Origin of the sequence: Massilia cavernae (assembly GCF_003590855.1) — a bacterium.
In the GTDB taxonomy this organism is placed as follows: domain Bacteria; phylum Pseudomonadota; class Gammaproteobacteria; order Burkholderiales; family Burkholderiaceae_D; genus Telluria_A; species Telluria_A cavernae.
In genome coordinates, this window is sequence record NZ_QYUP01000125.1 from 28,278 (window position 1) to 41,122 (window position 12,845).

Sequence of the window (12,845 nt, forward strand, 5' to 3'; positions counted from 1 at the left end):
GCCTTGCTGCAGAGCGCAAGCGCCCCTGAAAGCAAAAAAGCATGCGGTGTGAGGCGCATGCTTTTTTCAGGCTGGAACCGGGCTCAGTCGCCGTACAGCTTCTGCTTCAGTTCGCGGCGCTGTTGCGCTTCGAGCGACAGGGTGGCCGTCGGGCGGGCGATCAGGCGCGGGATGCCGATCGGTTCGCCGGTCTCTTCGCACCAGCCGTATTCGCCGGCGTCGATCGAGGCGATCGACTGCTGGACCTTCTTGAGCAGCTTGCGCTCGCGGTCGCGGGTGCGCAGCTCCAGTGCATGCTCTTCCTCGATCGTCGCGCGGTCGGCCGGATCGGGCACCAGCACCGTTTCGCGCAGGTGTTCGGTGGTCTCGCCTGCGTTTTTCAGCAAGTCTTTCTCGAGCTGCTGCAGGCGCGCCTTGAAGAACGCCAACTGGGCCGCGTTCATGTAGTCCTTCTCGTTCATCGCCCGGATTTCTTCTTCGGACAAGAGTCGGCCATCTGTGTTCACGGCTGGGGTCGATTTAGTTATTTTAGTCATGACTTCACTTACCTTCGATACGACAGAGGTTTTCATTTTATCAGCTAAGCCGACAGCAGCTTCCACTACTGCTGTGCTGGTGTCGTGCTTGCCTGCCTTGGCGGCCGGTTGCCCGTCCGCCGCCTTACTGCCTGCCTCAGCCGCATGCGGCATCGGCGCGGCCTTTACTGCCTTGGTCCGGACTGCCTTCGCTGTTGCTGTGATCTTGGTGGAGCCTGCCGCGGCCGCAGCCTTCGGCGTCTTTGCCGCCGCGCGCGAGGCCGGCTTGGCCGCTGCCGGCTTCGGGTCCGCGGCCGGTTTCGCCGCCGCGGCCAGCAGCGCAGACTTCGCGGTCTTGCTGGCGGTTTTGGTTTCGCTTCCCTTCATTTTGCCACCCCGTTTCTTCCCCCCGCCTCGTGAGCGGAATGATGATTCAGTCGTCAGCGCATGGCTGTCCGTGCAACTTGAAACCGGGATAGTTTATACCAAACACTGTTCCAAACCGCGGATAAAGACATCTTTGGGTAAATTTTTGCCAATAAACACCATTTTGCTGCCGCGTTCCTCGTCGTCGCCCCATTTCGCGCCGATATCGCTGCCCATAATCTGGTGCACGCCCTGGAACACCACCTTGCGGTCGGCGCCGTCCATCAGCAGCACGCCCTTGTAGCGCAGCATGCGCGGGCCGAACACGTTGACCAGGCTGCCCAGGAATTCGTCGAGGCGGGCCGGGTCGAACGGGCGCGTGCTCTTGAACACGAAGGCGGCGATGTCGTCGCTGTGGTGCGAATGGTGGTGGTCGTGGCTGTGGTCGCAGGCCTCGGTATGGACATGCTCATGGTCGTGGTCATGGTCATGCCCATGGTTATGGGCCTGGTCGAGCGCTTCGTCGGCGGTCAGGAAGTCGGGGTCGAGTTCGAGCTTGTCGTTCAGGTTGAAGCCGCGCAGGTCGAGCACCTCGGAGATCGGCGCGCGGCCGAAGTCGGAATGGCTGATGGTGGCGCGCGGGTTGATGCGCTTCAGGCGGGTCTTCAGCTCGGCCAGCTGGCTTGCATCGACCAGGTCCGACTTGGAGATCAGGATCTTGTCGGCGAAGCCGACCTGGCGCTGGGCTTCCTCGTGCTCGTCCAGCTGGGCCATCGCATGGCGCGCATCGACCACCGTCACCACGGCGTCGAGCAGGTAGTTAGCGCCCACTTCTTCGTCCACGAAGAAGGTTTGCGCCACCGGGCCGGGATTGGCCAGGCCGGTGGTTTCAATGACCACGCGGTCGAAATTCAGTTCGCCGGCGTCGCGCTTTTGCGCCAGCTTGGTCAGCGCCACGATCAGGTCGCCGCGCACGGTGCAGCAGATGCAGCCGTTGTTCATCTCGACGATCTGCTCGCTGCTGTCCTGCACCAGGATTTCATTGTCGATGTTTTCCTGGCCGAATTCGTTCTCGATGACGGCGATACGCAGGCCGTGGTCTTCCTGCAGGATGCGGTTGAGCAGCGTGGTTTTGCCGGCGCCAAGGAAGCCGGTCAGGATGGTGCTGGGAATCAATGCCATGTCGTTCTGTCTTCTGTTGGAATGGGCCGCTGCGCCCGGGTTAAGCGGGGGATTATGCCGGATTTCCAGGAATGCCACACACAAGCGCTCCGGCGCTTGATCGCGCTCATGCCGGAACTATGCCTTATTTCGACTTTGCCCGTGGATGGGCCTGGTCATAGACGGCCGCCAGGTGCTGGAAATCGAGTGCCGTATACACCTGGGTCGAGGTGATGCTGGCGTGGCCCAGCATTTCCTGCACCGCGCGCAGGTCGCCGGACGACTGCAGCACATGCGAGGCGAACGAGTGGCGCAGCACGTGCGGGTGGACGCCGACCGGCGCGCCCGTTCGCACCCCGTGCTGCTTCAGGCGCTGCTGGATCACGCGCGGCGTCACGCGGGTGCCGCGCGCGGACAGGAACAGGGCGCCGCTGCCGTCGCGCGGGGCCGGGCGCACCGCCAGCCAGGCCGCCAGCGCAGCGAGTGCGGGTTTGCCGACCGGTACCTTGCGCATCTTGCCGCCCTTGCCGGTCACCACCACTTCGGCCGCGTCCAGGTCGATCCAGCCGAGCGAGGCGGGCAGGCCGGCGCCGGCCTTGCGCCAGGCGACATCGAGGCCGGCCAGTTCCGACACCCGCAGCCCGCTCGAATACAGCAGTTCGAACATGGCCTGGTTGCACAGGTCGGCCGGTTCGGGATTGGCGTGCGGATGACTGGAGGTGGACACCAGCTGCACGGCGGCGTCGACCGACAGCGCCTTGGGCAGGCCGCGCGCGCGTTTCGGGGCGCGCACGCCCTCGACCGGATTGGCCGGCAGGGCGGTGTGGCGCGCCAGCCAGCGGAAGAAGCCGCGCCAGCACGACAGCAGGCGGGCGATCGAGCGCGGACCCCGCCCCTGCGCATGCAGTTTCGAGGCGAGGCGGCGGATGTCGGCGTGTACCACCGCGTCCCAGCTGGTGTCGCCGGTCAGGCCGGCAAGCTGCAGCAGGTCGCGCCGGTAGGCGGTAATGGTGTGGGGGGAAAGCTGGCGCTGGGTGGCCAGCTCGAGCAGGTAGCGTTCAACCCACCCGAGCTTGTCCACGCTGGCGCTCATGACCTTACGCGCGCAGGTTGTCCAGCGCGGCGCTGGCCGTCTCGCCGATGTGGGTCAGGAAGTCGGTGGCCATGCTGGAGGTGAAGCGCTGCGGGTCTTCCGAACCCATGATCAGGAGGCCGAAGGCGGCGGCGCCGTTTGCGCTGCGCAGCGGCAGGATCACGGTCGACTGCACCGCGGCCGCATCGTCCAGCCAGCGTACCGCTTCGAAGTCGTGGTTGCTGCCGCAGTAGGGCGCCAGCAGGCTGTTGGCGAAGATCGGGGCGTCGTCCGACACGCCCTTGGCAAACCAGCTGCCGGCATGTTCCGGGGCCAGGTTCCACAGGCGCAGGGTGGCCTGCGGCACGCCGAAATGCTGCTTCAGGCCGTCCACCAGCAGGCGCGGCAGCGCGGCGTCGCGCCGCGCGCGCAGCAGGGCCCGGGTCCAGCCGTGGAAGCGGTTGGCGATGGCGGCGTTTTCCTCGGCGGTGCGCACCAGTTCGGCCATGCGCAGTTCCAGCGCCTTGTACTTGTCGCGCATGACTTCCATCTGGCGTTCCTGCAGCGACACCGTCTTGCCGGTCAGCGGGCTCGACAGCTTTACCTGGCCCAGCAGGCCGGCGTGCTCTTGGAAGAAAGTCGGGTTGTCGGCCAGGAAAGTGGCGACAGCGGTGGAGTCCAGTGATGCAGTCATTGATGTAGTCGTTTCAGGAAGAGACGCAATTCTAACCGACCGCTGCAGCTTGTTTGCAAAATGATGTCGATATATAAAAAAGACGCCCGCAGGCGTCTTCTCGTGGTGCTGCAGTGGTGATGCGGCAATCCGATCAGAACTTGTGGCGGATGCCGATCTGGACCGCGTGGCTGTCTTCGCCCGGAACCAGGGTGAAGCCTCCTGGCGAACCGGAAACGCCCGGGGTGAACTGGCCGTCGTTCTGGTTGCGGATCTGCGCGACGACGGTGTACACGTCGGTGCGCTTGGACAGGTTGTGGTCGTAGCCCAGTGCCAGCAGGGTGGCATCGCTGTTGGACGAGGTGCGGTCGTTGTTGCGTGCCACCGATGCCATGATGCGGCCCGCGCCCAGCTTGTAGTGCGCGCCCAGCTGGTAGCTGGCGGCGTCGACCTGGCTGTTGCGGGTGATGTTGGTCACGAACACGTTGCGCAGTGCGGTCGCGGTCTGTGGGCCGAGCGGAGCGAGTTGCGGCGCGATCGCCGTGTCCCAGCCGCCGATGTAGTCGCGCAGCAGTGCCGAGTTCTCGTTCTTCTGGTCGTGGTAGCCGGCGAAGAACTTGAACGCGCCCATGGTGTACGAACCGCCGACGGTGGTGGTCACCAGGCTGGCGCGGTCGAGCTGGTCGTAGCCGCGGTTGTGGCCCAGGCCGACGTCGAAGCCGTTGGCCTTGTAGGTCACGGCCGCGCCGTAGAACTTGTTGTAGCGGCCCAGGTAGCCCGAACCCTTGGTGCCGTACATGACCGAGCCGCCGATGCCGGACGGAACGGCGAAGCGGTACTGGATCGACTTCTGCGAGCGGATGTCCGCGCCCAGCGCGCTGAAGCCGGCCGTGCCGCCGGTGATGCCGCCCCAGGTGCCGGCGGTGCCGGTTTCGAAGGCGTCGGCGGCTGCGAACACTTCGTAGCCAGGGGTGTACATGCGGCCGAGCAGGATCGCGCCGCCCGGAGTGATCAGGCCGACCATCGCGGTGCGGTCGAACAGGGCCTTCTCACGGTTGACCGCGATGTCGCCTTTTGGCTGCAGCGCGTTGCGGATGCCGCTCAGCACGGTTGCCGGCAGCGCCTGCATGCCCTTGGTCAGGAATAGGCCAGGATTGTCGGTGATCAGGGTCGGGGTCTGGGTGCCGGTGTCGAGTTCGACACGCGCTTCGAGGTTGAAGATCGCCTTGAAACCACCGCCGATGTCTTCGGTACCCTTGAAGCCGAGACGCGAACCGTCAGCGCCGCCGCTGAAGATGCGTGCCGACTCGCCCTTGGTCTTGGTGATGCCAGCGTCCGCCACGCCATAGATCTGAACGCTGGACTGTGCCATAACCGGGGCTGCGAAGCAGGTAGCGATAACACCAGCGATTAATTTTGTTTTCATTGCGTCTCCAAAGAGGAATATTTTGTAAAAAACGAACGCACGTACTAATTCGTTTGAATCAATATGCCATCGTTGAGCTAGCTTGTACAGAAAGCCAGCCTTGGCCATTCGGCCCGGGTTGCGTAAAAGACACAATCTTTGCAATCAGGACCGCCACGGCACATGCGGCGAGGGCGAAGACGGGTTGCCCCGGCTTCGCCCTCGGATTGGCTGGCGGGGCAAGGCCCCGCCGCCGCTCGCTATCAGAATGCGTGGTTCACGCCGATCGCGTAGTGATTCACGCTCGGAGGGGTGGTAGGACCCTTCTTGTTCGAGATATCGAAGTACAGGTAGGTGCGCTTCGACAGGCTGTGCTCGAGGCCGAGCGAGACCTGCTTGGTCTTGCTCAGGCCGTCCGGCGACTTCTGGCCGTAACCAGCCAGGAAGCGGTTGGCGCCGATGGTGTAGTTGGCGCCGACCAGCCATGCCTTGGTTTCAGCGTTGATCAGGCGGGTGTGGTCCTGGTCCTGGCGGGTGTGGGCAGCCATCAGCTTCAGTTCCGGGGTCGCCATCACGTAGGCGGCGATCGACAGCAGGCGGGTTTCGACAGCGTTGCGCTCCGTTGCCAGCATGATCGCGCCTGGACCGCTCTTGTAGGTTGCCGTTACCGAGTACGGGTTGGCCGATGCGTCCGAACCGACGCGGTACTGCGGGTTGGCCGCGGTGCCGGTGCCGATGATGGCAGCGCTGCCCTGGCTGCCTTCACGGGTGCCGATGGTGGTGTTGACCTGGAAGCCGTTCACTTCCGGCGAGTTGTAGAACACGGCGTTCGAGAAGCGGTTGGTCGAGTTGCCGACCAAGCCCAGCGGATCCGAGGTGTAGCCAGCGATCATCAGGTCGGTCTGGAAGCCGGATGGGCTGGGAACGCCGCGGAACGGCTCGAACTGGGTCGAGGTTTCCTGGAACGCGGTCAGGCCGCGGCCGATGCGGATCATACCGAACGAACCCTGCAGGCCGACGCGGCTCTGGCCCTGGAACAGCGGGCGCTGGACGCCGCCGGCGCCCTGCTCGATGGTGCCGCTGTCCGGTTCGTAGCGAATCTCGAGCTGGAACAGTGCCTTCAGGCCGCTGCCCAGTTCTTCAGTACCTCTGAAACCCAGCGTGTTGTTGGCGCGCTTGCCGATGGCCAGGCTTTGGTCCGTGCGCTTGATGAGGCCAGCGTCGACGGTACCGTAGATCTGAACGGCGGATTGTGCGTGTGCAACACCAGCAAATGCGCCTACGAGAGCCAGGGCCAGAAGTGATTTTTTCATTGTAGCTGTCATCCTTTAAGAGAAATTCGCCGGGGTTAGCGGGCAGTCCCGAAGTTGTTGTCCGTCCGTGTGTTGCTCAGGGGTACAAGATTGCCGTTCCAGCCAATTATGGGGGGTAGGCTTGATATAAATCCATTAAATCAATGTCTCTGTTGTATTTTTGAAACGGGGAAACTTTAACATTTAAACAAAATTGCACTGTTTTTCGCAATTATTAACGCCGGTTTCGTTGATCTTTGCGCAACGTCAACGAAGCTGCGGGTTGATCTTCCTATGACGCAGCGCTCGCATAGACTTGTGCGCTGCACGGGTGCGCCTTTCCTTTGCGGCGTCGCCTTGCCGGCAGTTATGACACCATCCGTGTTGTTTCCTATGAACTACACAACGACCGTGAGCGATGGCAAACCGTGAAGAACTCGGCATCATCCGCAGCGCCGCCGCCCAGCTCGGTACTGTCGGACAGCGCCGCGCAGCAGGGCGCCGCCCTGCGCGCCAAGGCGCTGCTGCTCGACGTAGCGCGCGCCGATTGCGGACATTGCCTGGTGGTGGATATCCGCAGCTGCTACGGCCGCAGCAAGCGCCGGCTGGTCATGGTGGAAACGGCGCAGGAACGCAAGACGCTGGACCGCATCGTCAAGGTATTCGAAGGAATCGACAGCGGGCCGGGAGGGCCCGAGGGAAATTACAGGCAGCGGCTGTACCGCTTGAAGACGCTGGCGCCTGGCGCGTGGTTTGGCCAGGCGGAAGCGCAGACCGAGTCCTTCGAGCTGGCCGCCTGACTTGAGACCGTCGTTGGTGGTGCTGATTAAACCTCGGTTTCGCCTTCAAACACCGTCACCGCCGGCCCGCTCAGGTACACCGGCGCATCGCCGCCCGCCCACGCCACCGACAACTCGCCCCCGCGCGCGCTCACGCGCACCGGCGAATCGAGCAGTCCGCGCCGGATACCCGCCACCACCGCCGCGCACGCGCCCGTGCCGCAGGCCAGCGTCTCGCCCGAGCCGCGCTCGTACACGCGCAAGCGGATATGTCCGCGGTCGACCACTTGCATGAAGCCGGCGTTGACGCGCTTCGGGAAGCGCGCATGGCGTTCGATCAGCGGCCCCATTTCCTCCACCGGCGCGGTGTCGGCATCGGCGACCACCTGCACCGCGTGCGGATTGCCCATCGAAACCAGCGATACGAACACCGTCTTCGCGCCCACCGCCAGCTTCACCGGCAGCGGCCAGGTGGTGTCGTCGCCTTCCGGCCAGCCGCCCAGGCCGGCCGCGTCGAACGGCAGGTCGGCCGGGTCGAAACGTGGCGCGCCCATGTCCACCGTGATGCTGCCGTCGGCTTCGAGGCGCGGCGAAATGATACCTTTCATGGTCTCGACGCGGATGCTGTCCTTGCTGGTCAGCCCCTTCTCGGTGACGAACTTGACGAAGGCGCGCGCGCCGTTGCCGCACTGTTCCACTTCGCTGCCGTCGTTGTTGAAGATGCGGTACTTGAAGTCGCAGCCCGCCGTGACCGGCTTTTCCACCACCAGGATCTGGTCGGCGCCGATGCCGAAGCGGCGGTCGGCCAGGCGCTGCCACTGGGCCGCGCTCAGTTCGACCGGGTTGGTGGTGGCGTCGACGACGATGAAGTCGTTGCCGGCGCCGTGCATTTTGGTGAATGTCAGTTTCATGTTTTCGCGGGTGATTGGATGTAGGGCGACGGCTCGCCGGCCGGCCGCGTTTTATAGCGCTTGTGGGTCCAGAAATACTCGGCCGGGGCCTCGCGCACGCGTTCTTCGATAAATTCGTTCATGCGGCGCGCGGCGGCCACCATGTCGTCGCCCGGGTAATTCTCCCACGCCGGGTAAAATTTCACACGCCAGCCCTGGTAGCCGGGCAGGAAGGTGGCGACCACCGGGATCACGGCGGCGCCGGTGGCGGCGGCAATGCGGCCCGGCGCGGTCAGGGTGGCTGCAGGGGTGCCGAAAAAGTCGACGAAGGCGGAATCCTTGTCGCCGAAGTCCATGTCCGGCAGCATGAAGTAGGGCAGGCGCTCGCGCATCGCGCGCATGATCGGCTTGACGCCTTCCTTGCGCGAGAACAGCTGCACCGGGCGGAAGCGCGAACGGCCCGCGCGCAGCACGTCGTCGAAGGCCTTGTTCTTTTGCTGCACGTAGATCGAGCAGAGGTTGGTTTCCAGCATCGTCGCCACGCCGGCCACGTCGAGGCAGACGAAGTGCGGGCACAGCAGGATGACGGGGCCGGACTGGATCTGGTCCATCGGCACGCCCGGTTCCACTTTGATCAGGCGGCGCAGGCGCGCTTCCGGCGCCCACCACAGGATGGCGCGCTCCCAGATGCTGCGCGAATAGGCCTGGAAGTGCTTGCGCGCCAGCTTGACGCGTTCTTCCTCGGGCAACTCCGGCATCGCCATGCGCAGGTTGGTCAGCGTGATGTGGCGGCGCTTGCCCAGCAGCGCGAACAGGATACTGCCGACCAGTTCGCCAAAACGGCCGAGTACGGGCAGCGGCAGCCAGTGCAGCAGCCACATCAGTCCCAGCAAGGGCCTCATGCGGCCACCTGCGCGCCGGGGCCTTGCACGCCTTCCGGCTGCTTGTAGCGGTTGTAGCTCCAGAAATACTGGGCCGGGGCGCGCGCGATCAGCTGCTCCATCGCGTGGTTGACCGACGCCGCCTGCTGTTCGGCGCTGCCTTCCAGCGAGCCTTCGAAGGGCACGAAGCGCACGATGTAGCCCTTGCCGCCCGGCCGGCGCTCGGCGTAGACGAGGATGACGGCGGCGTCGCCCATTTTGGCCAGCTTGGCCGGCAGGGTCATGGTGTAGGCGGTACGGCCGAAGAAGGGCGCCCATACCCCTTCGCCTTCCTGCGGCACCTGGTCGGGCAGCAGGCCGATCGGCTCGCCCCTGCGCAGGCACTTGGCGAGGATGCGCACGCCCGACATGTTGGCCGGCGCCAGGTGCAGGTTGTGGCGCGCCCGGGCGCCTTCGATCAGCGGTTTCAGCGCCGCATTCTTGGGCGGGCGGTACATCACGGTCAGCGAGGTACGCAGCGCGACCTGCTGCGCGGTGATCTCGAAACAGCCGAGGTGTGGCGTTAAAAATACAATCCCGCGGCCGCTGGCGAGGGCCGATTCGACGAATTCCATGTTCTCTTCAGTTGCGTGCGCGGCAACACGTTCGGGCCTGGCGCACCAGACGAAAGGCAGCTCGACAATGGCCTTGCCTGATTCGGCAATGGCTTGTTTCAGGTGGGAGCCGAAGCCGGCCTGCTCCAGGTTGGAGCGCAAGCGCCTGCGGTAGGAGGGGGACAGGAGGTAGACGAGCCACCCCAGCGCCGCGCCAAGGAAGTGCAGGACAGGCAAGGGAAAAGCCGACAAGAAACGGAAAAGGGAGACAAGCATTATTTGTTGAGTAAGGTCCAAAAAAATGGCCTGTTGCTGAGCCAAAAATTCATAAGCAGCGTAAAATACCACTAAAGCTGGATCCGCCGAGTTAATAGACAACTTGCGAAGCGGAATATAAATGTCGCTAAAGCGTCGCAGGAGCCGTGGTACTGCGACTTGTTAAAACAACTTGTTCAATCAGTATCAGGAGCTTCCTACATGTCTTCGAACGACTACCTCTTTACCTCCGAATCCGTTTCGGAAGGCCATCCCGACAAAGTCGCGGACCAGATTTCCGACGCCATCCTTGACGCCATCCTCGAGCAGGATCCGAAGGCGCGCGTTGCAGCCGAAACCCTGTGCAACACCGGCCTCGTGGTGCTGGCCGGCGAGATCACGACCCACGCGAACGTGGATTATATTCAAGTTGCGCGCGAGACCATCAAGCGCATCGGCTACGACAACACCGAATACGGCATCGACTACAAGGGTTGCGCCGTGCTGGTGGCCTACGACAAGCAGTCGCCGGACATCGCCCAGGGCGTCGACGAAGGCGCCGGCATCGACCTCGACCAGGGCGCCGGCGACCAGGGCCTGATGTTCGGCTACGCCTGCGATGAAACCGCGGAACTGATGCCTGCGGCAATCCACTACGCACACCGCCTGGTCGAGCGCCAGTCGCAGCTGCGCAAGGACGGCCGCCTGCCATGGCTGCGCCCGGACGCGAAGTCGCAGGTTACGCTGCGCTATGTGAACGGCCGCCCGGTGGCGGTCGACACCGTGGTGCTGTCGACCCAGCACGCGCCTGAAGTGTCGCACTCGCAGATCGAAGAAGCGGTGGTCGAAGAGATCATCAAGAAAACCCTGCCGGCCGAATGGCTGAAGGGCACCCGCTACCTGGTCAACCCGACCGGCCGCTTCGTCATCGGCGGCCCGCAGGGCGACTGCGGCCTGACCGGCCGCAAGATCATCGTCGACACCTACGGCGGCGCGGCGCCGCACGGCGGCGGGGCGTTCTCGGGCAAGGATCCGTCGAAGGTCGACCGTTCGGCAGCGTACGCCGCGCGCTACGTCGCCAAGAACGTGGTCGCCGCGGGCCTGGCGCGCCAGTGCCAGGTGCAGGTCAGCTACGCGATCGGCGTGGCGCGTCCGATCAACATCACCGTGTACACCGAAGGCACCGGCGTGATCTCCGACGAGAAGATCGCCCAGCTGGTGATGGAACACTTCGACCTGCGTCCGAAGGGCATCGTCCAGATGCTGGACCTGCTGCGTCCGATCTACCAGAAGAGCGCTGCTTACGGCCACTTCGGCCGCGAAGAGCCGGAGTTCACCTGGGAGCGTACCGACAAGGCGGCGCTGCTGCGCGCCGAAGCGGGTCTCTGACCCACTTCTTCAGCCAAAACGAACGGGGCCGATGGCCCCGTTTTTCTATGTCGCGAATTTGCGGAGCGCTGTTTGCTTGCTAGGCAAGGTAGTTCACTTCGATTGTCGAGTGAACGATTTCCTCATGAATCGCCAGCCGGTCGCGGATATGGTCAGGGGTGAGATCCTGATCCCTGGTAAGGACGGTCAATGCACAGGAATATGCGTGCTGCCCAACCCGCCAGACGTGAAGGTCAACGATTTTGTTGCGCTTGTCTTCCTCGACCACTTGCCGGATTTCCTCGACGACTGGCGCGTCCATTTCCCGGTCGAGCAGCACTTTGCCGGTATCGGCAATCAGGTTCCTGGCCCAGAGGGCGACCAGCACGGCGCCGGCGATGCCCATGACGGGATCCAGCCATGCCCAGCCAAACAGCCAGCCGCCGGCAAGCGCCGCGATCGCGAGTACCGACGTGGCGGCATCGGCGATGACGTGCAGGTAGGCGGCCTTGAGGTTCAGGTCGTGGTGGCGATGCCCATCGCCGGCACCATGGTGGTCATGCCCATGATGCTCCCCATGGTCATGGCCGTGTCCGTGATGATGATGGGCGCCGCCGAGGATGACAGCGCATGCGACATTGACGACCAGGCCGATCACCGCAATGACGATCGCATCCCGGTAATGAATAGGCTGCGGGGAAAGCAGCCGTTCGAACGAGCTGAACGCCATCAATCCGGCGATGCCGAGCAGCGAAACCGCGCTGGTGTAACCGGCCAGGATCTCGATCTTCCACGTGCCGAAAGCAAAGCGCGGATCGCGCGCGTATTTGCGGGCCGCGGAATAGGCAAACGCACTCAAGCCGATGGCCAGCGCGTGCGAACTCATATGCCAGCCATCGGCCAGCAGGGCCATCGAATTGAACCACCAGCCGGCAGTAATCTCGACCAGCATCATCAGCGCCGTGATCCACATGACCAGGCGGGTACCGCGCTCCGCTGCATGCTTGCCCCCGTCGAAAACGTGGTCGTGGACAAATGCCGATGCGTGGATGTCGTTGTTGCTACGGATCATATCTTTCCTTTGTTGCCTGTAAATTCCCGGCCTGGTTCTTACTTCAGGTAGGTACGCACCACTTCGACCAGCTCGTCCACCGCGGCAGCCCGCTCGGCCTCGCTCCGTTCCGGGCTGGCGACATGCTCGCGTACATGGTCCTCGATCAGCTCGGCCATCAGCCCGTTGGTGGCGCCCCGCGCAGCGGCAACCAGCTGCAAAATTTCAGAGCAGCCGCTCTCCGCCTCGAGCGCGCGCTCGATGGCCTCAACCTGGCCGCGGATACGGCGTACCCGCGCCAGCAATTTCGATTTTTCCCGCGCAGTGTGCACAGCTCGCTCCAAATAAAATACCTAAGGGGGGTATACTATCACGGCAATAAAAAACGACATTACGCATGCCGGTTGCCATCCCCGGGATGGCCGGGCCAGTGCCATTGGTGTTACAATCGCATTTCCGAGGAGCGTTGCGACGAATCCATTTCGCCAGGCTCGGAGTCTTACAGCAACCGCGCTCACGTTACTTTTTTCTAACTGAAAGGAGG

General features: G+C 63.7%; 12 protein-coding genes, 1 pseudogene and 1 riboswitch. Of the genes and pseudogenes, 2 read left to right on the top strand and 11 right to left on the bottom strand.

The features are described 5' to 3' along the window. Positions 1-83: 83 nt before the first annotated feature. The 6 genes from dksA to D3872_RS16690 form a co-directional block, all read right to left on the bottom strand. Positions 84-902, bottom strand: a complete 819-nt coding sequence (dksA, locus tag D3872_RS27640; protein ID WP_229459369.1) for an RNA polymerase-binding protein DksA — start codon at positions 900-902, stop codon at positions 84-86. A gap of 93 nt (positions 903-995) precedes the next feature. After that, entirely contained in the window at positions 996-2,063 is a 1,068-nt protein-coding gene (locus D3872_RS16670) for a CobW family GTP-binding protein (protein ID WP_119811860.1), read from the bottom strand. A gap of 124 nt (positions 2,064-2,187) precedes the next feature. Next, on the bottom strand, positions 2,188-3,135 hold the full coding sequence (locus tag D3872_RS16675; RefSeq protein WP_119811861.1) for a tyrosine recombinase XerC: 948 nt from the start codon (positions 3,133-3,135) through the stop codon (positions 2,188-2,190). 4 nt (positions 3,136-3,139) lie between these two features. After that, complete coding sequence (locus D3872_RS16680) at positions 3,140-3,808, bottom strand: DUF484 family protein (RefSeq protein WP_119811862.1); 669 nt, start codon at positions 3,806-3,808, stop codon at positions 3,140-3,142. 133 nt (positions 3,809-3,941) lie between these two features. Continuing rightward, the gene (locus tag D3872_RS16685; RefSeq protein WP_229459370.1) at positions 3,942-5,159 is read right to left on the bottom strand and encodes a porin; all 1,218 of its coding nucleotides are present in this window, start codon (positions 5,157-5,159) and stop codon (positions 3,942-3,944) included. Between the two features lie 296 nt (positions 5,160-5,455). Then, positions 5,456-6,505 carry a porin gene (locus D3872_RS16690; RefSeq protein WP_119811864.1) on the bottom strand — a complete coding sequence of 350 codons (1,050 nt, stop codon included), beginning with the start codon at positions 6,503-6,505 and terminating at the stop codon, positions 5,456-5,458. Positions 6,506-6,993: 488 nt separating this feature from the next. Here D3872_RS16690 and D3872_RS16695 point away from each other — a divergent pair. Further along, positions 6,994-7,284 (top strand): annotated as a pseudogene (locus D3872_RS16695) (hypothetical protein); the annotation flags it as partial. 26 nt (positions 7,285-7,310) lie between these two features. Here the strand turns inward: D3872_RS16695 and dapF are convergent. From dapF to D3872_RS16710, 3 genes are read right to left on the bottom strand one after another with little or no spacing between them, the layout of a single operon-like run. Beyond that, the gene (dapF, locus tag D3872_RS16700; protein WP_119811865.1) at positions 7,311-8,174 is read right to left on the bottom strand and encodes a diaminopimelate epimerase; all 864 of its coding nucleotides are present in this window, start codon (positions 8,172-8,174) and stop codon (positions 7,311-7,313) included. Next, positions 8,171-9,055, bottom strand: a complete 885-nt coding sequence (locus D3872_RS16705; protein WP_119811866.1) for a lysophospholipid acyltransferase family protein — start codon at positions 9,053-9,055, stop codon at positions 8,171-8,173. Before D3872_RS16705 ends, dapF begins: the two co-directional genes overlap by 4 nt. After that, positions 9,052-9,903, bottom strand: a complete 852-nt coding sequence (locus tag D3872_RS16710; protein WP_119811867.1) for a lysophospholipid acyltransferase family protein — start codon at positions 9,901-9,903, stop codon at positions 9,052-9,054. Before D3872_RS16710 ends, D3872_RS16705 begins: the two co-directional genes overlap by 4 nt. Before the next feature lie 201 nt (positions 9,904-10,104). Between D3872_RS16710 and metK the strand changes: the two genes are divergently transcribed. Further along, entirely contained in the window at positions 10,105-11,271 is a 1,167-nt protein-coding gene (metK, locus tag D3872_RS16715) for a methionine adenosyltransferase (protein WP_119811868.1), read from the top strand. Between the two features lie 79 nt (positions 11,272-11,350). Here the strand turns inward: metK and dmeF are convergent, their stop codons facing one another. Together dmeF and D3872_RS16725 are read right to left on the bottom strand one after the other, a co-directional pair. After that, on the bottom strand, positions 11,351-12,322 hold the full coding sequence (dmeF, locus tag D3872_RS16720) for a CDF family Co(II)/Ni(II) efflux transporter DmeF (protein ID WP_119811869.1): 972 nt from the start codon (positions 12,320-12,322) through the stop codon (positions 11,351-11,353). A gap of 38 nt (positions 12,323-12,360) precedes the next feature. After that, positions 12,361-12,633 (bottom strand): metal/formaldehyde-sensitive transcriptional repressor, encoded by a 273-nt coding sequence (locus D3872_RS16725; RefSeq protein ID WP_119811870.1) that lies wholly within the window; start codon positions 12,631-12,633, stop codon positions 12,361-12,363. A 120-nt stretch (positions 12,634-12,753) separates the two neighbouring features. After that, positions 12,754-12,824: riboswitch (S-adenosyl-L-homocysteine riboswitch) on the top strand. The last annotated feature ends 21 nt before the right edge of the window (positions 12,825-12,845 follow it).